General features: G+C 73.7%; 21 protein-coding genes. 14 read left to right on the top strand and 7 right to left on the bottom strand.

Annotation, left to right across the window (positions count from 1 at the left end):
• Position 1: 1 nt before the first annotated feature.
• Positions 2–853 carry a GNAT family N-acetyltransferase gene (locus tag K353_RS32280; RefSeq protein ID WP_111557039.1) on the top strand — a complete coding sequence of 284 codons (852 nt, stop codon included), beginning with the start codon at positions 2–4 and terminating at the stop codon, positions 851–853.
• Positions 854–959: 106 nt separating this feature from the next.
• Here the strand turns inward: K353_RS32280 and K353_RS32275 are convergent, their stop codons facing one another.
• The gene (locus K353_RS32275; protein ID WP_111557038.1) at positions 960–1,892 is read right to left on the bottom strand and encodes a hypothetical protein; all 933 of its coding nucleotides are present in this window, start codon (positions 1,890–1,892) and stop codon (positions 960–962) included.
• 243 nt (positions 1,893–2,135) lie between these two features.
• Between K353_RS32275 and K353_RS32270 the strand changes: the two genes are divergently transcribed.
• Positions 2,136–2,780 carry a papain-like cysteine protease family protein gene (locus K353_RS32270; RefSeq protein ID WP_111557037.1) on the top strand — a complete coding sequence of 215 codons (645 nt, stop codon included), beginning with the start codon at positions 2,136–2,138 and terminating at the stop codon, positions 2,778–2,780.
• Between the two features lie 11 nt (positions 2,781–2,791).
• Positions 2,792–3,679 (top strand): hypothetical protein, encoded by an 888-nt coding sequence (locus K353_RS32265; RefSeq protein ID WP_111557036.1) that lies wholly within the window; start codon positions 2,792–2,794, stop codon positions 3,677–3,679.
• 149 nt (positions 3,680–3,828) lie between these two features.
• Here the strand turns inward: K353_RS32265 and K353_RS32260 are convergent, their stop codons facing one another.
• On the bottom strand, positions 3,829–4,842 hold the full coding sequence (locus K353_RS32260; protein ID WP_370447692.1) for a GlxA family transcriptional regulator: 1,014 nt from the start codon (positions 4,840–4,842) through the stop codon (positions 3,829–3,831).
• 184 nt (positions 4,843–5,026) lie between these two features.
• On the opposite strand from K353_RS32260, the gene K353_RS32255 reads away from it, so the two are divergent.
• The gene (locus K353_RS32255; RefSeq protein ID WP_111557057.1) at positions 5,027–5,959 is read left to right on the top strand and encodes an NADP-dependent oxidoreductase; all 933 of its coding nucleotides are present in this window, start codon (positions 5,027–5,029) and stop codon (positions 5,957–5,959) included.
• Positions 5,960–6,148: 189 nt separating this feature from the next.
• Positions 6,149–6,418 carry a hypothetical protein gene (locus K353_RS32250; RefSeq protein ID WP_111557034.1) on the top strand — a complete coding sequence of 90 codons (270 nt, stop codon included), beginning with the start codon at positions 6,149–6,151 and terminating at the stop codon, positions 6,416–6,418.
• 51 nt (positions 6,419–6,469) lie between these two features.
• On the opposite strand, the gene K353_RS32245 is transcribed toward K353_RS32250, so the two are convergent.
• Complete coding sequence (locus K353_RS32245; protein ID WP_370447691.1) at positions 6,470–7,138, bottom strand: hemolysin III family protein; 669 nt, start codon at positions 7,136–7,138, stop codon at positions 6,470–6,472.
• Between the two features lie 264 nt (positions 7,139–7,402).
• On the opposite strand from K353_RS32245, the gene K353_RS32240 reads away from it, so the two are divergent.
• Positions 7,403–9,232 carry a phosphoenolpyruvate carboxykinase (GTP) gene (locus K353_RS32240; protein ID WP_111557033.1) on the top strand — a complete coding sequence of 610 codons (1,830 nt, stop codon included), beginning with the start codon at positions 7,403–7,405 and terminating at the stop codon, positions 9,230–9,232.
• Positions 9,233–9,325: 93 nt separating this feature from the next.
• Here K353_RS32240 and K353_RS32235 read toward each other — a convergent pair whose 3' ends face one another.
• Positions 9,326–10,540, bottom strand: coding sequence for a pyridoxal phosphate-dependent aminotransferase (locus tag K353_RS32235; RefSeq protein ID WP_111557032.1), 1,215 nt, complete (start codon positions 10,538–10,540; stop codon positions 9,326–9,328).
• Between the two features lie 130 nt (positions 10,541–10,670).
• Here K353_RS32235 and K353_RS32230 point away from each other — a divergent pair, with 130 nt between their 5' ends.
• Entirely contained in the window at positions 10,671–11,336 is a 666-nt protein-coding gene (locus K353_RS32230) for a prepilin peptidase (RefSeq protein ID WP_111557031.1), read from the top strand.
• Positions 11,337–11,532: 196 nt separating this feature from the next.
• Here K353_RS32230 and K353_RS32225 read toward each other — a convergent pair whose 3' ends face one another.
• On the bottom strand, positions 11,533–13,119 hold the full coding sequence (locus tag K353_RS32225; RefSeq protein ID WP_111557030.1) for a chitinase: 1,587 nt from the start codon (positions 13,117–13,119) through the stop codon (positions 11,533–11,535).
• 334 nt (positions 13,120–13,453) lie between these two features.
• Between K353_RS32225 and K353_RS32220 the strand changes: the two genes are divergently transcribed.
• The 4 genes from K353_RS32220 (at position 13,454) to K353_RS32205 (ending at position 18,712) form a co-directional block, all read left to right on the top strand.
• Positions 13,454–14,248, top strand: coding sequence for an isoprenyl transferase (locus tag K353_RS32220; RefSeq protein WP_111557029.1), 795 nt, complete (start codon positions 13,454–13,456; stop codon positions 14,246–14,248).
• A gap of 192 nt (positions 14,249–14,440) precedes the next feature.
• The gene (locus tag K353_RS32215) at positions 14,441–15,772 is read left to right on the top strand and encodes a PhoH family protein (RefSeq protein ID WP_111557028.1); all 1,332 of its coding nucleotides are present in this window, start codon (positions 14,441–14,443) and stop codon (positions 15,770–15,772) included.
• Between the two features lie 409 nt (positions 15,773–16,181).
• Positions 16,182–16,856 carry a transglycosylase SLT domain-containing protein gene (locus K353_RS32210; RefSeq protein WP_100836552.1) on the top strand — a complete coding sequence of 225 codons (675 nt, stop codon included), beginning with the start codon at positions 16,182–16,184 and terminating at the stop codon, positions 16,854–16,856.
• Between the two features lie 398 nt (positions 16,857–17,254).
• Positions 17,255–18,712: an AI-2E family transporter gene (locus tag K353_RS32205; protein ID WP_111557027.1), complete on the top strand. Its 1,458-nt coding sequence runs from the start codon at positions 17,255–17,257 to the stop codon at positions 18,710–18,712.
• A gap of 85 nt (positions 18,713–18,797) precedes the next feature.
• Here K353_RS32205 and K353_RS32200 read toward each other — a convergent pair whose 3' ends face one another.
• Both K353_RS32200 and K353_RS32195 read right to left on the bottom strand, forming a co-directional pair.
• Positions 18,798–19,331, bottom strand: a complete 534-nt coding sequence (locus tag K353_RS32200) for an alkyl hydroperoxide reductase (RefSeq protein ID WP_111557026.1) — start codon at positions 19,329–19,331, stop codon at positions 18,798–18,800.
• 4 nt (positions 19,332–19,335) lie between these two features.
• Positions 19,336–19,887, bottom strand: a complete 552-nt coding sequence (locus K353_RS32195) for a peroxiredoxin (RefSeq protein WP_111557025.1) — start codon at positions 19,885–19,887, stop codon at positions 19,336–19,338.
• A 165-nt stretch (positions 19,888–20,052) separates the two neighbouring features.
• Between K353_RS32195 and K353_RS32190 the strand changes: the two genes are divergently transcribed.
• Genes K353_RS32190 through K353_RS32180 form a run of 3 tightly spaced genes read left to right on the top strand, consistent with a single transcriptional unit; the run spans position 20,053 to position 22,789 of the window.
• The gene (locus K353_RS32190) at positions 20,053–21,054 is read left to right on the top strand and encodes a LysR substrate-binding domain-containing protein (protein WP_111557024.1); all 1,002 of its coding nucleotides are present in this window, start codon (positions 20,053–20,055) and stop codon (positions 21,052–21,054) included.
• 11 nt (positions 21,055–21,065) lie between these two features.
• Positions 21,066–22,040 (top strand): AAA family ATPase, encoded by a 975-nt coding sequence (locus tag K353_RS32185; protein ID WP_370447694.1) that lies wholly within the window; start codon positions 21,066–21,068, stop codon positions 22,038–22,040.
• Entirely contained in the window at positions 22,037–22,789 is a 753-nt protein-coding gene (locus K353_RS32180) for an HNH endonuclease (protein ID WP_233533970.1), read from the top strand. The genes K353_RS32185 and K353_RS32180 overlap by 4 nt, the downstream gene beginning before the upstream one ends.
• The last annotated feature ends 91 nt before the right edge of the window (positions 22,790–22,880 follow it).

Raw genomic sequence — 22,880 nt, 5'->3', positions numbered from 1 at the left:
CATGGGCTGGACACTCACCACGTCACTGGACGAATTCCGCGCCGCGGCCGGGGCGTTCCTCGCGGCCGATCCCGCCGAGAACACCGTGCTGCTCACCATCCTCGACCGCGTCGCCCGGGACGGCCCGCACGTCTACGGCGAAGCCGCGCCGCGCTACGGCTGGTGGCGGGAGCCGGACGGCACCGTCACCGGCGCCACCCTGCGCACCCCGCCGTACGGGCAGCGCCTCGGACGGATGGGCACCGCCGCCGCCGAGGAACTGGCCCGGCTGCTCGCGGCCGGCGACGAGCGGCCGGACGACGCGGGCGGCGGGCGCGAGACGGTGTTCGCCTTCGCCCGCGAGCTGGAGCGGCTCACCGGCCGCGGCTGGGCCGTCGGCTCCAACGAACGGCTCTACCGGCTGGGCGAGTTGACGCCCCCGCCCGCCCCGCCGGCCGGTCGGGCCCGGCTCGCCGCCCCGGCCGAGCGGGAGCTGGTCGCCCGGTGGCTCGCCGCGTTCGCCGCCGAGGCCGGGGTGAACGTCCCCGGCGACATGCAGGCCGACGCCGACCAGCGGATCGCGGTCGGCGCCCTGCTGGTCTGGGAGGACGCCGACGCCCGCGTCACCTCCCTCGCCGGGGCCAGCCCGGCCGTCGCCGGGATGTCCCGGATCGGCCCGGTCTACACCCCGCCGGAGCGGCGCGGCCGCGGCTACGCGAGCGCCCTGACGGCGGCGGCCTCCGCCCACGCGCGGGCCGGCGGCGCCGCGGAGGTGCTGCTCTACACCGACCTCGCCAACCCCACCAGCAACGCGATCTACCGGCGCATCGGCTACGTCCCGGTCGGGGACGCGGTGCACGTCGTCTTCCGCTGAGGCCGTTTCCGGGGCCGGGGAACGGGTCGCCGCTCCCGTGCCCCGGGGCGGGCCGCCGCCGCCCGTCCCCGGGGCGGGCCGCCGCCCCCCGGCCCCGGAGCGGCCGTCACTCCCAGTCCCAGCGCAGGCCGAGCAGGCAGGGCGGCAGGTCGGCGGCCACCAGGTGCGCGCAGTGGTGGCCGTCGAGGGTCAACTCCTCGGTCTCCAGCGGGGACCGGCCGGGGGTGGGCCGGGTGAAGCGGTCGCAGCGGACGGGCAGGGCGGCCGGGTCGAAGGTGACCTGGAGGACGTACTGCCCGGCGCCCGCGTTGAAACCGCGGACGTACTCGCGGCTGGGCCCGGCGGACGGGGCCTCGTCGAAGCCGTAGCCGAGCAGGTGGGTGTCGCCGGTGCGCAGGCGGCGGTCGAGGAGGAGTTCGGCGACCAGCATGTGCGCGGCGGGGTCGCGGCGGATCCGGCCGGGGCGGCAGTTCTCCTCGGCCCGGACCCGGACGCGTTCGATGTCGCAGCCCGGGTCGCCCTGGTAGATCGCCAGGTAGCGGTCGATGCCGTCGCGGTGCGCGCGCAGCACGTGCTGGGAGTCGCGGCGCAGCAGCCGGCGGTCCGGGCCGACCCTGATCCGTTCGATGTGGGTGATGGTGTGCAGGCCGGTGTCGGGCGGCCCGGACAGCACGGCGAGCAGGCCGTCGACGGCCTCGGCGGGGCTGATCAGGTCCCGGTAGGGGCGGACCGCCGGGCCGGTCGGGTCGGGGGTGCTGCGGCGCGGGCCGAGCAGCCGGGTCAGCGAGTGCTCGGGGAGCTCCAGCACCTCCTCCAGCGCCGCGACGGCCCGCAGCGACTCGGCCCGCTCGGGACGCCGCAGCCCCTGCTGCCAGTAGCTGAGGCTGGTCACCCCGACCCGCACGCCGCGCTGCGCGAGCCGCTCGCGCAGCCGGTGCAGGGCCAGGCCGCGGGCGGCGATCGCGGCCCGCAGCGCGAGGTGGAACGGTCCGGTGCGCAGGGCGAGGGCCAGGTCGGACGGTGCGGACGGCTGCTGCATGGCCACCTCCTCGATTGACCGTGAATATTCACACCTCCGGCCCGCCTTGTCATCGGCCCGACAGATACCCGCGCTGCCCAGGGCCGCCGCGTTCACACCGCCGCCGGGCCCGTTCACACCCCGACCGCCGTACGGGAGACGGCCGTTGACCCGTGCACCGGCCCGGCCGGATGCTCGTCCAGCGCCGTCCGGACGCCGCCCCCCCACATCCACTCCTCGCCCCTGCCAGGAGGCCGAACCCCCATGCCACACCTCCCGATCCGGCTGCGCCGGACGGCCGCCGCACTCGCCCTGGGCGTCCTCGCCCCGGTGCTGGGCGCGGCCGCCACCGCCGCCCCCGCCCAGGCGGCCGCCGCCCCCACCACGGCCGCCGCCCCCGCCGCGCCCCAGGCCCCGGCCCTGGCCGGCACCTCGCGCATCCTCAACCTCACCATGCAGTCCCAGCAGCAGAGCAACTGGTGCTGGGCGGCCGGCGGCAACACCATCGCCACGTACTACGGCTACACCTACAGCCAGAACCAGTTCTGCAACCTCGCCTTCGGACGCTCCGTCAACTCCACCTGCCCCAACAACCAGGCCAGCCTGGCCGAGGTGCAGAACGCGCTGTACCGGATCGGCATCAGCACCGGCTCGTACGTCAACGGCTACCTGCGCTACGCCACCGTGCAGGGCGAGATCGACGCCGGCCGGCCCGTCGAGACCCGGATCCAGTGGAGCTCCGGCGGCGGCCACATGAACGTCCTCTACGGCTACGACCTCAGCAACAACTGGCTGTACTGGGGCGACCCCTGGCCGTCCAACTACCGCTACAACTGGGGCGACTACACCTACTACGTGAGCAACGGCTCCTTCTCCTGGACCCACTCCCTGTACCGGATCGGCGCGTGAGGAGCCCCGCCATGAACAGCCACCGCGTCCGTACCGCCCGCGCCGCCGCCGCGATCACCGCGGCCCTCGCCCTCGGCCTCGCCGCCGCCCCGGCGCACGCCGCCGACACCCCCGCCGCCCCCGCCGCGCTCGGCACCGGCGACCTCGCCGCCGCCCGCGGCGCGACCGGGGCACCGGCCGTGCTCGACCAGCTCGGGCACTTCTTCGCCCGCAAGGGCGTGCCGCCCACCCAGCGGCTCGGGATCAGCGCCGCCGACGAGGCCCGGGCCGTGACCGCCGCCGCGCCACGGCTCACCGGCGACACCGTGCCCGTCTACACCCTCTCCGCCGGATTCGTCTCCGGCCGCGCCGGGGCCCCGGTCGCCGAGGTCGAGTTCACCGCGACGACGGCCGTCGCCGCGGACGGACAGCGCGCCTCGGTCTGGGCCGCCCGGCAGGACGGCGGCTGGCGGGTCGTCAACATCGCCTCCGGCAGCGACGAGGGCGACTACGCGGCCAAGGCCGCGGCGGACGGCGGCACCGCCTTCCGCGAACCCCAGCTCGACGCCTGGTACGAGCTCAAGGACGGCCGCGTCCTGCCGCTCGACGACGAGGCGAGCCGCTCGGTCGGCGCGCACGGCAGCACCGTCGCCGCCTACCAGCGCCTCGTCCGGCAGCGCTACGGCGACAAGCTGCCCGGCTCCGGGTACGACACCGCCGGCAAGGCGGGCGGCTTCGCCACCGAGGCCACCGAGGCCACCGGGAGCGCCGGGAACGCGGGGAGCGGCACCAGTACGGCGAGCGCCGCGCCGGACCGGACGGCACCGCTGCTCACCGCGGGCGCCGCGCTCGGGCTGACCGTCCTGGTCGGCGCCGGGCTGGGCCTGCGGCGGCGCAGGACGGCCCGCATCACGTACTGAACGCCCTGAACGCTCTGAGTCCACTGAACGCACCAAGCGCACTGAGCGCACTGAACGAGCGCACCGGACGAACGCACTGACGGAGTCCGCCCGCCGTTCCCGCCGTCCCCGTACCGAGGGGGCCGGCGGGGGCGGCGGGCACCGGCTTGTCAGGGAGTGGCCCCGGCGAAGGTGCGCCGGTAGGCGAGGGGGGAGACGCCGATCGCGCTGTGCAGGTGCTGGCGCAGCGAGACGGGGTTGGCGAAGCCGACCCGGGTGGCGATCTGGTCGATGGACAGGTCGCTGGCTTCGAGGAGGTGGCGGGCCAGCGCGATGCGCTGCTGGGTGAGCCAGCGGCCGGGGCTCTGGCCGGTCTCCTCCTGGAAGCGGCGGGCGAAGGTGCGGGTGCTCATGCTGGCGTGGGCGGCGAGTTCGGCCAGGGTGAGGGGGCGGTGCAGCCGGGCGAGGGCCCACGCGCGGGTGGGGGCGGTGCCGGTGCTGCCGGCGGTGGGGACGGGGTGCTCGATGTACTGGGCCTGGCCGCCGTCGCGCCAGGGCGGGACGACGCAGATCCGGGCGGCCCGGTTGGCGGCGGCGGTGCCGTGGTCGTTGCGCAGGACGTGCAGGAAGAGGTCGACGCCGGACGCGGCGCCCGCCGAGGTGAGGACGTCGCCGTCGTCGACGAACAGCACGTCCGGATCGAGCCGCACCCGCGGGAAGAGCGCGCGGAACCGGTCGGCCAGGGCCCAGTGGGTGGTGGCGGGGCGGCCGTCGAGCAGTCCGGCGGCGGCGAGCACGAAGGCGCCGGTGCAGATGGAGATCAGCCGGGTGCCGGGCCGGACCAGGGCGAGCGCGGCGGCGGTGGCGGGGTCGAGCGCGGCGCTCTCGGGGACGGGCCCGTACGGCGGGACGACGACGGTGTCGGCGGTGGCGAGGATCTCGGGGCCGTGGTCGGGCGCGACCGCGAAGTCCGCGTTCGTGCGGACCGGCCGGCCGTCGACGGTGCAGGTGGACAGCCGGTAGAGGCCGTCGGTGCTGCCGAACACCCGCTGCGGGATGCCGAGTTCGAAGGGGTACACGCCGTCGAGGGCGAGCACGGCGACCCGGTGCGGGGCGGGCGCGGACGCGTCCGGGGCTCCGGCCGGGACTCCGGACGGGGCTCCGGACGGCGGGGCGGTGGCCAAGGTGTGCCTCCTGGCGGGCTGGCGTGATCCCATCGGACAGTGACCATCTTGCCACTCCCGGCCCGGCCGCGCGCCCGCCAGGCTGAAGGGCATGACGACGAACCAGACCCACCGGACCGACCCGACCCACCGGACCGACCCGACCCACCAGGCGCACGAAACACCGCAGGACGGCGGCGGCACGATGCGCGCGGTCAGCCAGGACGTCCTCGGCGGCCCCGAGGTGCTGCGCGTGGTGGAGCTGCCGCGCCCGCGGCCGGGGACGAGCGAGGTGCTGGTCCGGGTGCGGGCGGCGGGGCTGAACCCGACCGACTGGAAGCACCGGGCGAGCGGCCTCTTCCTCGGTGAACCGCCGTTCATCCTCGGCTGGGACGTGGCGGGCACGGTGGAGGCGGTCGGCCTCGGCGTCACGCTGTTCGCGCCGGGCGACGAGGTGTTCGGCATGCTGCCGTACCCGCACGGCGCCGGCTCGCACGCCGAGTACGTGACCGGCCCGGCCCGGGCGTTCGTCCGCCGGCCCGCCTCGGTGGACGCGGTGCAGGCGGGGGCGCTGCCGCTGGCCGCGCTGACGGCCTGGCAGGCGCTGGTCGACACCGCGCAGGTCCGGGCCGGGGACCGGGTACTGGTGCACGCCGCGGCCGGCGGGGTCGGGCACCTGGCGGTGCAGATCGCCAAGGCCCGCGGCGCGCACGTGATCGGGACGGCCAGCGCGGGCAAGCACGACTTCCTGCGCCGGATCGGGGTGGACGAGCCGGTCGACTACCGGGAGACCGACTTCGCCGAGGCGGTGCGCGACGTCGACGTCGTGCTGGACACCATCGGCGGCGACTACCAGCTGCGCTCGCTGCGCACGCTGCGCCGGGGCGGGCTGCTGGTGTCGATCCTGCCGTTCCCGGCCGAGGGCCTGGCCGCGGCGGCGGAGCGGCTCGGGGTGCGGACCGCGATGCTGCTGGTGGAGGCCGACCACGCGGGCATGGCGGGCGTCGCGGACCTCGCCGAGCGCGGCCTGCTGCGGGCCGAGATCGCCGGGACGTTCCCGCTGGCGGAGGCGGCGAAGGCGCACGAGGTGGGCGACGGCGGGCGGGTCACCGGGAAGCTGGTGCTGCTGGCCGACTGAGCCGCCGCCCACCGGAGCACGCCGACCGGAGCGCGCCCACCGGAACGCCTCCCTGCGCGATTCCCCCCTCTGGAATTGACGCGTTGTTGATCCCCCGTTCGCCCTCGCAGCGTGCCGAACGTGTCACTGTAGGTGGGGAGTTCTCTGACGACCTGTCAGAAGACCTGTCGGCCGGCGGGAGGTTTGCCGATGGAGTACGGTGCGGCGCGGTTCTGGAGCGGCGTGGTCGGTGTGCTGGCCGCGCTGGCCGTCATCGCCGGGTACCTGATCGGCGGGGCCCGCCTGGTCTGGGGCGTCTCCGCGATCGAGGTGCTGGCGGTGATGGCCTGGGTCGCGCACCGCTTCCGCGGCCGGGCCCACCGGCGCACGGCGGGCGAAGGGCCCGGCGCGGCGCACTGCGAGCGCTGCCGTCGGGCCCGGGAGCGGCTGGAGGAGAGGGCCCAGCCGGTGAGGTACTGAGGTATTGAGGCGCCGGAGTCTCGGACCGCCACGGGGAGCGGGGAGCGGGGGTCAGGAGGTGACGGTGTACGCCACCAGCGAGATCCCCACGTACTGCGTGATGAACGCGCCCAGGGTGAGGGCGTGGAAGACCTCGTGGAAGCCGAACCAGCGCGGTGACGGGTTCGGCCGCTTGAGGCCGTAGACCACGCCGCCGGCCGTGTAGAGCACACCGCCGACGACGATCAGGGTCAGCACGGCCGCCCCGCCCCTGTGCAGGAAGTCCGGCAGGAAGAACACCGCCGCCCAGCCGAGGGCCACGTAGCACGGGGTGTACAGCCAGCGCGGCGCGCCGACCCAGAACACCCGGAAGGCGATCCCGGCCAGCGCCCCGCCCCACACCAGCCACAGCAGCACCTGCTGTCGCGCGCCGTCCAGCAGCAGCATGGTGAACGGGGTGTACGTCCCGGCGATGATCAGGAAGATGTTGGCGTGGTCGAGCCGGCGCAGCACCGCCTCGCCGCGCGGCCCCCAGGTGAAGCGGTGGTAGAGCGCGCTCACCCCGAACAGCATCCAGGCGCTCGCCGAGTAGACGACGCAGGCGACCCGGGCCGCCGTCGAGTCGGCCAGGCAGATCAACACGATTCCGGCGGCCAGGGCGGCCGGGAACATTCCGGCGTGCAGCCAGCCACGCCACTTGGGCTTCATGAGCTCCAGCGCTTCCGCGGTCATGGGCAGCATCTTACGGAACCGTAGGTTACTGGTGCGTAGTGAAGTGGCGATCCTCACTCTTGTACGTTATGGAGCATTGGGGTCGAGTGATCAAGGTCTCTCCGGGGCATTCGAGGAGCAGTTCCGGGCCGCTGAATCGGACAGTCCGTAGTAAAAATCTCGTCAATGACGCCAATTGGACGAAGAAGAGGGCGCGGCCCGGGGCTACCGTGTAACCACCCTCAACCCCCGCGAAGCCGTCTCCTGGCCGAGATGGTGTGAAACGGAGCGATCGTGCCGCCTCAGACCTCTGCACTCGCCGAGTCCGCGCCCACCCGCCACCAGCGCCTGGTGGACTGGGTGAACGAGATTGCCGACCTCACCCAGCCGGACCGCGTCGTCTGGTGCGACGGCTCGGAGGAGGAGTACCACCGCCTCGCCGAGCAGCTCGTCGCCCAGGGCACCTTCACCAGGCTCGACCCGACCAAGCGCCCCGGCTCCTACTACGCGGCCTCCGACCCGTCCGACGTCGCCCGCGTCGAGGACCGCACCTTCATCTGCTCCGAGCGCGAGCAGGACGCCGGCCCGACCAACCACTGGAAGGCCCCCGCCGAGATGCGCGAGGTCTTCCAGGGCGAGGACGGCCTGTTCCGCGGCGCGATGCGCGGCCGCACCATGTACGTGGTGCCGTTCTCGATGGGTCCGGTCGGCTCCCCGCTGGCCGCGTACGGCGTCGAGATCACCGACTCCGCGTACGTCGCCGTCTCGATGCGCGTGATGACCCGGATGGGCCGGGCCGTGCTCGACCAGCTCGGCGAGGACGGCGAGTTCGTCAAGGCCGTGCACACCGTCGGCGCCCCGCTGGCCGAGGGCCAGGACGACGTGCCGTGGCCGTGCAACGGCACCAAGTACATCTCGCACTTCCCGGAGACCCGGGAGATCTGGTCCTACGGCTCCGGCTACGGCGGCAACGCCCTGCTCGGCAAGAAGTGCTACGCGCTGCGGATCGCCTCCACCATGGCCCGCGACGAGGGCTGGCTGGCTGAGCACATGCTGATCCTCAAGCTCACCCCGCCCTCCGGCGAGGTGAAGTACGTCGCCGCCGCGTTCCCGTCCGCCTGCGGCAAGACCAACCTCGCCATGCTCCAGCCGACCGTCCCCGGCTGGAAGGTCGAGACCATCGGCGACGACATCGCCTGGATGCGGTTCGGCGCCGACGGCCGGCTCTACGCGATCAACCCGGAGGCCGGCTTCTTCGGCGTCGCCCCCGGCACCGGCGAGGACACCAACGCCAACGCGATCAAGACCCTGTGGGGCAACACCGTCTTCACCAACGTCGCCCTCACCGACGACGGCGACGTGTGGTGGGAGGGCCTCACCGAGGAGCCGCCCGCGCACCTCACCGACTGGCGCGGCAACGACTGGACGCCCGCGTCCGGCACCCCCGCCGCCCACCCGAACGCGCGGTTCGCCGTCCCCGCCGCGCAGTGCCCGACCATCGCCCCGGAGTGGGAGGACCAGGCCGGCGTGCCGATCTCGGCGATCCTGTTCGGCGGCCGCCGGGCCACCGCCGTCCCGCTGGTCACCGAGTCCTTCGACTGGCAGCACGGCGTCTTCCTCGGCGCCAACATCGCCTCCGAGAAGACCGCCGCCGCCGAGGGCACCGTCGGCGAGCTGCGCCGCGACCCGTTCGCCATGCTGCCGTTCTGCGGCTACAACATGGGCGACTACTTCGCGCACTGGCTCAAGGTCGGCGCGGACGCCGACCCGGAGAAGCTGCCGAAGATCTACTACGTCAACTGGTTCCGGAAGAACGCCGACGGCCAGTTCGTCTGGCCCGGCTACGGCGAGAACAGCCGCGTCCTGAAGTGGATCGTCGAGCGCCTGGAGGGCACCGCGGCGGGCGTCGGGACGCCGATCGGCGTGCTGCCCGAGGTGGACGGCTTCGACCTGGACGGGCTGGAGCTCTCCGACGCCGACCGCGAGCTGCTGTTCACGGTCGACCGGGAGATCTGGAAGCAGGAGGCCGCGCTGGTCCCGGCCCACCTGGAGCTGTTCGGCGCGCACACGCCGAGCGCGCTGTGGGACGAGTACCGGGCGCTGGTCAAGCGGCTCGGCGACTGACCTCCGGCCGCGGCCCGACGCACCGCGGGGTCCGCCCGGCGAGGAGACCCTCCTCGCCGGGCGGACCCCGCCGCCGTCGGCCCCGCCCCCGCGCTACGGCTGGGCGTAGCCGGACAGGAAGTCGCCGATCCGGGTGACCGCGTCGGTGATCTCCTCCGGGCGCGGGAGGGTGACCAGCCGGAAGTGGTCGGGCTCGGGCCAGTTGAAGCCGGTGCCCTGGACGATCAGTATCCGCTGGGCGCGCAGCAGGTCGAGGACCATCTGCGCGTCGTCCTTGATCTTGTAGACCTGCGGGTCGAGCCGGGGGAAGGCGTACAGCGCGCCCTTCGGCTTGACGCAGGAGACGCCGGGGATCTCGTTCAGCAGCTTGTACGCGGCGTCCCGGGAGGCGAGCAGCCGGCCGCCGGGCAGGATCAGGTCGCGGATCGACTGCCGGCCGCCGAGCGCGGCGGCGACCGCGTGCTGGGCGGGCATGTTGGCGCACAGCCGCATCGAGGCGAGCACGTTGAGGCCCTCGATGTAGGAGCGGGCCCGGTGCCGGTCGCCGGAGAGCACCATCCAGCCGGAGCGGAACCCCGCGACCCGGTAGGACTTGGACATGCCGTTGAAGGTGACGCAGAACAGGTCGGGCGCCAGGGTGGCCAGCGGGGTGTGCTCGACGCCGTCGTAGAGGATCTTGTCGTAGATCTCGTCCGCGTAGATCACCAGCCGGTGCCGCCGGGCGAGTTCGGCGATGCCCTCCAGCAGCTCGCGCGGGTACACCGCGCCGGTGGGGTTGTTGGGGTTGATCACCACGATCGCCCGGGTGCGGTCGGTGATCTTCGCGGCGATGTCGGCCAGGTCCGGGTACCACTCGGCCTGCTCGTCGCAGCGGTAGTGCACGGCGGTGCCGCCCGCCAGCGAGACCGAGGCCGTCCACAGCGGGTAGTCGGGTGCCGGGACGAGCACCTCGTCGCCGTCGTCGAGCAGGGCGGTCATGGCGAGCTGGATCAGCTCCGAGACGCCGTTGCCCAGGTAGACGTCCTCGACGGTGAGACCGTGCAGGCCGCGCTCCTCGTAGTGCATCACCACGGCCCGCCGGGCCGACAGCAGGCCCTTCGAATCGCCGTACCCGTGGGCCGAGTTGAGGTTGCGGAGGATGTCCTGGAGGATCTCCGGCGGCGCCTCGAAACCGAACGCGGCCGGGTTGCCGGTGTTGAGCTTCAGGATGCGGTGGCCCTGCTCCTCCAGCCGCATCGCCTCGTCGAGGACCGGGCCGCGGATGTCGTAGCAGACATTGGCGAGCTTGCTGGACTGGATGACCTGCATACCCGCCTACTTTACGGGCGGCCCGCGCCGATCACCGCGTGGTGTTCGCCACCTGGACACGGACGGGCGAACGCCCTGGGCGGTAGGGTCGCGGCGGACCGTCAGGGGAGGGCCGTCAGGGGAGGGCCGGATGTTCGGGGCAGTGCTCGGGGCCGTGCTGGGACTGCTCGCGGGGCCGCCGCTGCGGGTCGCGGTGGCGCGCTACGCGGTGCCGCCCGGCGAGCCGTGGCGCGACTGCCGGCCCACCCCGCTCGGCCGCTGCGCCCGGCACGGCGAACGGGTCGGCCCGCCGCCGCTGTCCGTCGAGGCCGCCGCGGCGGCGCTCGGCGCGGCGCTGGGCGCCTGGGCGCCCGGGCGCTGGCTGCCGGTGCTGGTGTGGCTGGCCCTGTTCGGCACCGTGCTGGGCTTCGTGGACGCCGCGGTGAAGCGGCTGCCGGACGCGCTGACCCTGCCGCTGTTCCTCGGCACCGCCGCGCTCGTCCCGCTCGCCGACCACCGCCCGGCGGTGTGGCTGCGCTGCGCGCTGGCGGCGGGCGCGCTCGGGCTGCTGTTCCTGCTGCTGGCGCTGCTCGCCCCGATGGGCCTGGGCGACGCCAAGCTGGCCCCGTCGCTGGGCGCGGTCCTGGGCCTGGCCGGCTGGCGGACGGTGTACGGGGGCCTGTTCGCCATGTGGGCGGTCGCCGCGCTGTGGGCGGTGGCCCTGCTGGTGCTGCGCCGGGCGGGCCGGCGCAGCGAGCTGGCGTTCGGTCCGGCGATGCTGCTGGGCACGCTGGCGGCGGTGCTGGCGGCGCCCTGACCCGTCGGCGCACCGCGCTCGTCGGCGTACCGCGGCCCGTCGGCGCACCGGCCCGCGAGGGGCGCGGGCCATGGGCGAGGCCCGCCGTACCCCAGCGGTACGGCGGGCCCCTGTTGCGTGCGCCTACCCCACCCTCAGGGAGCGGCGCACTGGCTCTCTGTGCTGCTCACGGCGTGCCGTCCTACTGCATGCCGTCCTACTGCATGCCGTGCGCGAAGGCGCCGACGTTGGTGGAGAAGTCGTTGCCGTTGGCGGCGTCCCAGTTGGTCGACCAGGTCATCGCGCCGCGGATGGTCGGCCACTTGGCCGGCGGGACGAAGCTGCCGCAGTGGTTGCCGGTGGCCAGGCAGTCCAGCGCGTTGTTCACCACGGTGGAGTTGACGTAGCCGCCGCCGGCCGCCCTGGTGGAGGCGGGGACGCCGATGCCGACCTGGTCCGGCCGCAGGCCGCCCTGGATGTGGGTGCAGACCTGGGCGGTGATGAAGTCGATGGTGCCCTGGGTGTACACCTTGCCGTCGCAGCCGTTCATGCCGCCCGAGTTGTAGAACTGGGTGTTGACGACGGTCAGGATGTCCTTGGTGTTCAGCGCGAGCTGGAAGTACGCGCCGGCGGTGGAGTACATGCCGATGGTCTCGGGCGCCATGGTCAGGATGAAGCCGGAGCCGACCTTGGACTGCAGGGTGTGCAGCGCCTGCGCCATGTAGGTCGGGTCGACGCCGTTCTCCAGGTCGACGTCGATGCCGTCGAAGCCGTACTGCTGGATCAGGGCGTACGCCGAGTTGGCGAAGTTGGTCGCCGCGGTGGCGTTGCCCACCGAGATGGCGCCGTTCTGGCCGCCGATGGAGAGGACGACCTTCTTGCCGGCCGCGTGCTTGGCGGCGATATCGGCCTTGAAGTCGGCGTCGGAGTAGCCGCCGAGCTTGGTGGCCAGCGCCGGGTCCAGGGTGAAGGAGATCCCGCCCTGGGTGGTGGTCGCGTCGGCGAAGGAGACCGCGATGATGTCGTACGCGGACTGCACGTCGCGCAGCCGCTGCACGGTCGCGCCGTTGTCGAAGTTCTGCCAGTAGCCGGTCAGCGCGTGCTTGGGCAGGCCGGTGACCGGCGGCGGGGTGCTGGTCGAGGCCGACGGGCTGGGCGAGGAGCTCTTGGTGGGCGAGGCCGACGCGGACGGCGAGGCGCTCTTGGTCGGCGAGGCCGACGGGCTGGGCGAGGAGCTCTTGGTGGGCGAGGCCGACGGGGTCGGGGAGGCGGTGCCGCCCGGGCCGATCAGCTGGATGTCGTCCGCGTAGTACGTGGGCTGGCCGTACCAGCCGTGGACGTACAGCGTGACGCTGGTGGTGTTGGCGCCGGTGGTGAAGGTGGTGTTCAGCTGGTTCCAGGCGCTCTGCGCCGACCAGGTGGACGGGTCGGTGCCGCCGGTGCCGCGGGCGCCCAGGTAGACGTACTGGCCCTGGACCCAGCCGTTCAGCGCGTAGGCGGTGTTGGGGAGCACCGAGACGGTCTGGGTGCACTCCGCGGTGTCGCCGGCGCCGGGGGTGGCGGACAGCGCGCCGGTGCCCGAGTGCACGGGGGTGGAGACCGCGGCGGTGGTGCCGGTGCAGGACCAGCCGGCGAGGCCGGAGTCGAAGCCGCCGTTGGTGACCAGGTTGCCGACCGCGGCGCTCGCGCCGCCGGCCGACAGGGCGAGACCGGTGCCGGCCAGGGCCAGCGCGGTCGCGGTGGCGAGCACCGCCGGGATCTTGTTGCGGCGCCGGTGGGACGGCTGCTGCAGGGTACGGGCCATGACAGGCTCCAGTGCGGGGAGTGGGGGTACGGGTGTGGGGAGGCACGCCGGAATGTCGGGGAGAGCCGCCGCGGTGGGGGTCGCGGCGGCTCCGCCTGTGGGGGAGGGTCCGCTGTGGTGCTGACCACACGCTGGACTAGACCAATGGCAAGCGTCAAGACCCGGTATCCGGTTTAGGGGCCGTTTAAGGATTCGGAGACCGTTCCGTAGCCGTCCCCGTGCGCGCACCGTGACAAGACCGGTACCTGCGGTTTTGCCGCGCGCAAACCCGGGCGGAGTAGGCTGCCGCAGGGATTTCGCACCCGGAGCAATCAGCACGGAGGGGCCGTTCACGATGGGTCTGCGCGATGTGGTGGAACGCACGCCGGGGCTGCGCACCCTGCTGGACCGGGCCTACCGCCTGTACGGCCGCCGGGTCGAGGTGCACCTGGCGAACACCCCGCACCACATCGGCGTGATCCTGGACGGCAACCGGCGCTGGGCCAAGGCCACCGGCGGCAGCACCGCCTACGGGCACCGGCGCGGCGCCGACAAGATCAGCGAGTTCCTGGGCTGGTGCGCGGAGACCGACGTCCGGGTGGTCACCCTGTGGATGCTCTCCACCGACAACCTGGCCCGCCCCGCCGAGGAGCTCGTCCCGCTGCTCGGCATCATCGAGGACGCGGTGCGCGGCCTGGTCGAGGCCGGCCGCTGGAAGGTCCACCCGGTCGGCGCGCTCGACCTGCTGCCCGCGCGGACCGCCGAGGTGCTCAAGCGGGCCGCCCAGGAGACCGGGCACATCGACGGGCTGACCGTGAACGTGGCGATCGGCTACGGCGGCCGCCAGGAGATCGCCGACGCCGTCCGCTCGCTGCTCCAGGAGCACGCCGGGCGCGGCACCTCGATCGAGGAGCTGGCCGAGGTCCTGGACGTCGAGCACATCGCCGAGCACCTCTACACCAAGGGCCAGCCCGACCCGGACCTGGTGATCCGCACCTCCGGCGAGCAGCGGCTGTCCGGCTTCCTGCTCTGGCAGTCCGCGCACAGCGAGTTCTACTTCTGCGAGGCGTACTGGCCGGCCTTCCGGAAGGTCGACTTCCTCCGGGCGCTGCGCGACTACCAGCTGCGCAACCGGCGGATGGGGCGCTGACCCCGGGTCAGGCTCCACTACCCGTGGGACGGGTGGGAAAACGTTCACCCGGTGTGTTCCCGCCATTCGCGCGGGCGCGAATGCGGGGCCGCTCGCCTGGGAATACACCCTTCAGACCGTTCCCCCCGGCCAGCGGGGCCGCGGGGACCGGTGGGCCGCGGGTGACGTCGGGTCACCCGCTCTGGAGGGCTAGTGGTCAGTTCCAAGAGCCGCCGGACACCTGACCGGCGCACGTACGTCCTCGACACCAGCGTGCTCCTGGCGGACCCGATGGCGATGACGCGCTTCGAGGAGCACGAGGTGGTCCTCCCGGTCGTCGTCGTCACCGAGCTGGAGGCCAAACGGCACCACCCGGAGCTGGGCTACTTCGCCCGCCAGGCACTGCGGATGCTGGACGACTACCGGGTGCGGCACGGCCGGCTGGACGAGCCGATCCCGGTCGGCGAGCTCGGCGGCACCATCCGGGTCGAACTGAACCACTCCGACATCTCGATCCTCCCGGCCGGCTACCGGGTCGGCGGCGGCGAGGCGGACACCCGCATCCTCGCGGTCGCCCGCAACCTGCAGGCCGAGGGCTACGACGTCACCGTCGTCTCCAAGGACCTGCCGCTGCGGATCAAGGCCAGCTCGGTCGGCCTGCTGGCCGAGGAGTACCGGGCCGAGCTGGCGATCACCTCCGGCTGGACGGGCATGACCGAACTGCACGTCCCCGCCGACCAGGTGGACCGGCTGTTCGCCGGCCAGGAGCACGCCCTGGAGGTGGAGGGCGCCGAGCAGCTCCCGGTCCACACCGGCCTGGTGCTGCACTCCGAGCGCGGCCGGGCGCTGGGCCGGGTGGCCCCCGACGGCCGGGTGCGGCTGGTGCGGGGCGACCGCGAGGCGTTCGGCCTGCGCGGCCGCAGCGCCGAGCAGCGGATCGCCCTCGACCTGCTGCTCGACCCGGAGATCGGCATCATCTCGATGGGCGGCCGGGCCGGCACCGGCAAGTCCGCGCTCGCCCTGTGCGCCGGGCTCGAAGCCGTCCTGGAGCGCCGCCAGCACCGCAAGGTGATGGTCTTCCGCCCGCTGTACGCGGTCGGCGGCCAGGAGCTCGGCTACCTGCCCGGCAGCGAGGCCGAGAAGATGGGCCCCTGGGCGCAGGCGGTCTTCGACACCCTCTCCGCCGTCACCACGCCCGACGTGATCGAGGAGGTCATCTCCCGCGGCATGCTGGAGGTGCTGCCGCTCACCCACATCCGCGGGCGCTCGCTGCACGACGCCTTCGTGATCGTGGACGAGGCGCAGTCGCTGGAGCGGAACGTGCTGCTCACGGTGCTCTCCCGGATCGGCCAGAACTCCCGGGTGGTGCTCACCCACGACGTCGCCCAGCGGGACAACCTGCGGGTCGGCCGGTACGACGGGGTGGTCGCCGTGGTGGAGAAGCTGAAGGGGCACCCGCTGTTCGCCCACGTCACGCTCACCCGGTCCGAGCGCTCGCCGATCGCCGCCCTGGTGACCGAGATGCTGGAGGACATCCAGCCCTAGGACATACCGGGACACAACGGGGCGAAGGGGCCTGGCGCATAGCGTCAGGCCCCTTCGCTGCCAGTCGAACTGACGTCCCCTCGGCGGTCGTTCCGCCAAAGCCGCAGGTCGAAAAGTTTGTGAGATCCGCCACGGCCAAGGGAATTGCGTAGACACGCTCGCGTGCGGCATGGTGTGGGTTCTGTCAGGCCCCGCGTACGGCAACCGCACGCCCGGCGACCCTGGTCGGCGGGTGGACAACTGAACAACCGCAAGGCCGTACGCCGCTCGATCCAACCGCCTCTCCGGGCCCGCCCGGGGGGACGGCCGAGCCCGTGCCTCCCGTGACCAGCGTTCGACGGAGGCCAGTGCCAGGGGCGGATAACGCGCCCGTACGGTCACAGGACGGGCGACGCTGGAAGGAAACCATGTGACTCGGATCTCGGTCCGGGGAGTCGCTGTCGCCTCCGCCACCGCGGTGACCGCCGTCGGTGCCGTCGTGGGTGCGGCCTCTGGCAGCGAGGGCAAGGCCGTCCAGACGGTCGACGTCGCGAGCGCCACCCTGCTCGCCGACGCGCCCACCGGTGCGCAGGCCCAGAACGTCAGCGACGGGATCGGCCGGCAGGCCGACGCCCAGCAGGTGTCCGCCGACACCGCCGCCCGGAAGGCCGCCGCCGAGGCCGCCCGCCAGAAGGCCGCGGCCGACGCCCAGGCCAAGGCCGACGCGGACAAGGCCGCCAAGGAGGCCGAGGCCAAGCGGGCCAAGGAAGAGGCCAACCGGGCCGCCGCCCGCAGCGTGCTCGCCACCGTCAGTCCCGGCTCGGTCCAGGACATGGCGCTGCAGATCGTCGGCGACCCCACCCAGTTCCAGTGCTTCAGCCAGATCGTGAAGCGCGAGAGCGGCTGGAACTACACCGCGACCAACGCCTCCTCCGGTGCCTACGGCCTGGTCCAGGCGCTGCCGGGCTCCAAGATGGCCTCGGCTGGCGCGGACTGGCGGACCAACCCCGAGACCCAGATCAAGTGGGGCCTCAACTACATGAACAGCCGCTACGGCAGCCCCTGTGGCGCCTGGTCGTTCTGGCAGGCCCACAACTGGTACTGAGCCGCCCCCGGTTCGGACCCGCACGTGACGAAGACCAGGGCCCCGGCTCCCGCGAGGGAGCCGGGGCCCTGCGCGTGCGCCGCCGTCGGACGGCCGCCCCGCCCGGGCGGCGCTGACCAGTGCGCCGTGGGCGGCGACGGCTCGGTGCGGACGCGGGGGAGCGGAGCGGGTCCTGGTGTCCTCCGCTCCCGGCCGGTCCGCCGGCGGAAGGTCCGTCTGCTTCACCCCCTTCCCCCTCCATGGCGGATGAAACGTCCGTAAAGCCGATCATTTGCCCGTTTTTGCCGGTCGTTGACCGAGCCACCCATGAGACCCGGCCCGCCCGCGCCGGGTAGCGTTCCTCACCGACGGCCGTGCGACCCGCGGCCGGCAGGAACCGACGCGGGGGAGACCGGGCAGTGACGGAAGAAGAGCCGGGCGGCGGCCGCTGGCGCGGCATCGCCAAGATCGGAGCGGTCGCGGCCGGGCTGTTCGCCGCCGCCGAACGCCGCCGCCGCGCGGCCATCTCCGCCGAGGCGCACGTCCTCGCCACCGAACAGGCCGTCGAACTGGCCGCCGAACGCGCCGCCCTGCGCAGCGCCGAGCGGACGGCCCGTCAGCTCGCCGCGGCCCACGGCGCACCGGCCGACCCCGACGCGCCCGTCCCACCGGAAGGAGCGGCCGTGCGGACCGACGACACCGTGCCCGCCCCGCGCCCCGCGCAGCCCGTCGACCCCCCGGTCGCCGAACTCCCGGCCGGCGCCGCCCCGCTCGGCCGGCCCGCCAACCCGGTGGACGCGGTGCCCTGGTCGCTGCGGGTCGCCGCCGAGTCGACCTGGCGGCTGCTGCTGCTCGGCGTCGCCCTCTACGTGGTCCTGCGGGTCGTCGACACCCTCAAGCTGGTCGCCTTCGCCGCGGTCGCCGCCCTGCTCATCTCCGCGCTGCTCGAACCCACCGTCTCCTGGCTGCGCCGGTACGGGGTGCCCCGCTCGGTGGCCGCGGCCACCGCCTTCCTGACCGGCCTGGCCAGCATCGGCCTGGTCGGCTGGTTCGTGTTCTGGCAGGTCTCCAGCAACCTCGACCCCGTCACCGTCCAGGTCCAGAACGGCGTGCGGCAGCTGCGCGACTGGCTGCTCACCGGGCCGTTCCACCTCACCCCCGACCAGCTCAACAACGTCACCAACCAGATCACCACCGCCATCGGCAAGAACTCCGAGGAGCTCACCTCGGCCGGCTTCACCGGCGTCACCATCGCCGTCGAACTGCTCACCGGCGTGGTGCTCACCGCCTTCACCACCTTCTTCCTGCTCTACGACGGCGCCCGGATCTGGAGCTGGGTGCTGCGCGCACTGCCCCGGCACTCCCGCTACGCGATGACCGGCGCCGGGCCCAAGGCGTGGGCCACCCTGACCGCGTACGTGCGCGGCACCGTCACCGTGGCCTTCATCGACGCGCTCTGCATCGGCACCGGGCTCTTCATGCTCGGCGTGCCGATGGCCATCCCGCTCGCGGTGATCATCTTCCTGGGCGCGTTCGTGCCGCTGGTCGGCGCGCTGGTCACCGGCACCATCGCGGTGCTGATCGCGGTGGTCACGGTCGGGCCGGCCAAGGCGCTGATCGCGCTGGCCATCCTGATCGGCGTCCAGCAGCTGGAGGGCCACATCCTCCAGCCGCTCATCCTCGGCCGCGCGGTCCGGGTCCACCCGCTGGCGGTGGTGCTCGGCGTCGCCGCCGGCTCCATCCTCGGCGGCATCCCCGGCGCGATCGTCGCCGTCCCGCTGATCGCCGTGACCAACACTGTCACCGGGCACCTGCGCCAGCGCAACGCGGCCGGGCAGGAGGTCTTCCAGGCCATCGAGGCCGCCCGGAAGCAGTGAGCCCCGCCGGGACCGCCGCACGCGCAAGGGGCCGCCCCGGGAGAGAACCCTCTCCCGGGGCGGCCCCTTGCGCGCGTGGCCGGACCTACCGCGGCAGCTGCGCCTCGGCGTCCAGCACCGCGGCGACGGCCTGGACGGTGGCGGCGATCCTGACCGCGGCCTGGATCACCTCGCGGTCGACCCCGGCCTTGCGCAGCACGCCCTCGTGCGAGTCGAGGCACTGGCCGCAGCCGTTGATCGCCGAGACGGCGAAGGACCACAGCTCGAAGTCGACCTTGTCGACGCCCGGGTTGCCGATGATGTTCATCCGCAGACCGGCCCGCATCGTCCCGTACTCCTTGTCGGAGAGCAGGTGCAGCGTCCGGTAGTAGACGTTGTTCATCGCCATGATCGCGGCCGCGCCCTTGGCGGCCTCGTACGCCTCGGGCTTCAGGTTGGCCCGGGCCTCCGGCTCCAGCTCGCGCAGCACGCTCGCCGAGCGGGTGGCCATCGCGCAGGCCAGCACGGTGCCCCAGAGCTGCTGCCCGGGCAGGTCGGAGTTGCCGATCACCGAGCCGAGGTTGAGCTTGAGGTCCTTGGCGTAGTCCGGCAGGGCGGCCTTCAGTTCGTCGAGCGCCATCGGGTCAGCCGGCCAGCAGGGACTGGGCGTCGAGGGTGTCCTCGCCCTTGGTCCAGTTGCACGGGCACAGCTCGTCGGTCTGCAGGGCGTCGAGGACCCGCAGCACCTCCTTGGGGTTGCGGCCGACGGAGCCCGCGGTCACCATCACGAACTGGATCTCGTTGTTCGGGTCGACGATGAACACCGCGCGCTGGGCGGTGCCGTCCGCGCCCTCGACGCCGCAGGCGCGCATCAGGTCGTGCTTGACGTCGGCCAGCATCGGGAAGGGCAGGTCGCGCAGGTCCTTGTGGTCCTTGCGCCAGGCGTGGTGCACGTACTCGGAGTCGCCGGAGACGCCGAGGACCTGGGCGTCGCGGTCGGCGAACTCCTCGTTCAGCTTGCCGAACGCGGCGATCTCGGTCGGGCAGACGAAGGTGAAGTCCATCGGCCAGAAGAAGACGATCCGCCACTTGCCCTCGTAGGACTTGTGGTTGATCTCGGCGAAGGCGCTCGCGGCGTCGAGGTCCACGCAGGCGTTGAGTTCGTACTCGGGGAACTTGTCGCCGATCGTCAGCACGTCGCTTCTCCAAAACTTGGGACGAGGGATGTCCGGATTGCGGACGGTGCCCAGCCTCGCACAGAGAAACTGATCAGTGAAATCGGTTCTGACGTGCGCCGCGATAGGCAAGTCCGATCAGTGCGGCAGACTGGAGGGGAGCACCGGACCGGCAGGAAGCGCCCCGTGAAGCCCCACCCCCCGCACACCCCCCGCACCCCCACCGTCTCCCAGCTGCGCGCCTTCGCCGCGGTCGCCGAGCACCGGCACTTCCGGGAGGCCGCGTCCGCGATCGGCACCAGCCAGTCCGCGCTGTCCGGGGCGGTCGCCGCCCTGGAGGAGTCGCTCGGCGCGCAGCTCGTCGAACGGACCACCCGCCGGGTCGTGATCACCCCGCTCGGGGAGCGGATCGCCGAGCACTCCCGGCGGGTGCTCGGCGCGCTGCACGCGCTCACCGAGGAGGCCGAGGCCGCCCGCCGCCCGTTCACCGGGCCGCTGCACCTCGGGGTGATCCCCACCGTCGCGCCCTACCTGCTGCCCGCCGTGCTGCGCCTGGTCCGCGACGCCTACCCCGACCTCGAACTGCACGTCCACGAGGAGCGCACCCCCTCGCTGCTGGGCGGCCTGGCCGACGGGCGGCTCGACCTGCTGCTGCTCGCGCTGCCCGCCGGCGGGAGCCTGCCGGTGGCCGAGATCCCGCTGTTCGACGAGGACTTCGTACTGATCGTGCCGCCCGAGCACGGACTCGCCGGGCGGATCGACGTCCCCCGCGACGCCCTGCTCGACCTGGACGTGCTGCTGCTGGAGGAGGGGCACTGCCTGCGCGACCAGGCGCTCGACATCTGCCGCGAGGTCGGCGCCGAACCGGCCGGCGGCAGCACCCGGGCCGCCGGGCTCTCCACCCTGGTCCAACTGGTCGCCGGCGGACTCGGCGTCACCCTGCTGCCCGCCACCGCGCTCGACGTCGAGGCCGGACGCACCGACCGCCTCGCCGCCGTCCGCTTCGCCCACCCCGCACCCGGCCGCCGGATCGGCCTCGCCCACCGCCCCGGCTCCGCCCGCACCACCGAGTACGGCCGCTTCGCGGCCGCCCTGCGCGAAGCCCTCCACGGCCTCCCGCTCCGGCTGGCCGCCCCGCCCGGCAACCCCGCCCGAACGGGTGAGGGCGAGGCGCGGTACGGCGGTTGACGCCCCGGCGGGTGGGCGGGCCGGGGCGTGGGCATACATCGCCCCGAGGGGGTGGTCCGGTGTACGTGTCGCGGATCAGGGTGTCCGGGGTGAAGTGCTTCACCGGCGCGCGCGAGGTCGACCTCGCGGTCCCGCCGGAACCGGGGTGGACGGTGTTCGCCGGGCCGAACGGCAGCGGCAAGAGCACGCTGCTGCTGGTGCTCGCGATGGCGCTCGGCGCCCTGCCCCCCGGCCCCGCCGCGCGGTGGGGCGCCGGGGGCTGGGCCCAGGCGGACCCGGCCCCGCGCTGGCGGGTCGGCGATCCGCCGGGCACCCCGCGCGCCCGCTACCCGCTGCGCGCCGAAGGCCGCCGCGTCCCGCTGGACGCCGACCTGGCGGGCCGGGTGCTGCCCGACGGCTGGCGGGTCAGCGACCCGGAGCGGCAGTACGTGGCCCGCGCCGGCCTGGAGCTCCCGCTGGACGAACTCGGCAGCGGAACCGCCGAGCTGGCCCGCCTGGTCAGCCAGCTCGCGACCGCCCCCGACCGGGGCCCGGTCCTGCTGGACGACGTCGACCGGCACCTGCACCCCGCCTGGCAGCAGCGGATCGGCCCCTGGCTCACCGAGCACTTCCCGCACACCCAGTTCCTGGTCGCCACCCACAGCCCGTACGTCTGCCAGGCCGCCGACCCCGGCGCCCTGATCCGGCTGCCCGGCCCCGACGAGGACCGCGCCCCCTACCGGCTGGACGAGGAACTGCGCCAACGGGTGCTCTACGGCAGCGGCGAGGACACCGCGCTCTCCGAACTGTTCGCGCTGCCCAGCGCCTACTCGCCCGCCGCCGAGGCCGAACGCCGGCTGCTGGTCCGCCTGGAGCGCAAGATGTACGCCGGACAGGCCACCGCCGCGGAACTCGCCGAGTACCGCGAACTGGGCGCCCGGCTGAACAGCTCGCTGACCGCCCGGGTCGACGAGGTCACCGCCCGGCTGCTCGGCCGGGACGGGTGATCCCGCTCCAGCGGCCGCCGCTGCAAGCCCGGCTGGCCGCCGAACTCGAACGCGCCACCGCCCAGGTGCGGGCCGCCGGCCCCGACACCGCCTCCGGACGCGCCGCCTGGCGCCGCGCCGTCCGGCCCAAGGCCCAACTGCGGCTGCTGCTCCGGCAGATGGCCCCCGGCCTGGAACGCTGCATGTACTGCGGCGACAACCTGGGCACCGACATCGACCACTTCGAGCCGATCGCCCACGCCCCGCTGCGCACCTTCGACTGGCAGAACCACCTACTGGCCTGCGCGCACTGCAACAGCAACCGCAAGCGCGACCGCTTCCCGCGCGACCCCGCCACCGGCGACGGCCTGCTGATCGACCCCTGCCGCGAGGACCCGGCCGACCACCTGCGGCTCTACCTCGACTCCGGCGCCTACGACCCGCTGACCGCCCGCGGCGAGGCCACCATCGAGGTGTTCGGCCTCAACGAGCGGCCCGAACTCGTCCGCGGCCGGCGGATGATGTTCGCCGTGGTCAAGGCCCTGCTGCTGACCTGGCGGGCCGCCCCGCCCGCCGAAGCCGCCGAGTACGCCGCCGCCCTGCGCGAGATCCACCACGCCGACGTGCTGCGCACCGTCCTCGGCCTGCGCCGCAGCCCCCCGCTGGCCCTCGCCGTGCTCGGCCCGGACGTGCTCGACGCGCTCGAACGGCTCGTGCGGGAGGCCGGGGAGGACCGGGGGCCCGGGGAGCACCGGGAGGCCGACGCCTAGGGCCCGTCTTCAAAGTTGATCAGGGGGTGGGATCATGGCGGCGTGATACGTCGTCATGAGTTGTCGGATGCCGAGTGGGCCGCGCTCTCGC

It is taken from the genome of Kitasatospora sp. SolWspMP-SS2h (assembly GCF_003259315.1).
In the GTDB taxonomy this organism is placed as follows: Bacteria; Actinomycetota; Actinomycetes; order Streptomycetales; family Streptomycetaceae; genus Kitasatospora; species Kitasatospora fiedleri.
Note: the sequence above shows the minus strand (reverse complement) of the source record. Positions and strands in the feature narration are given on the sequence as shown.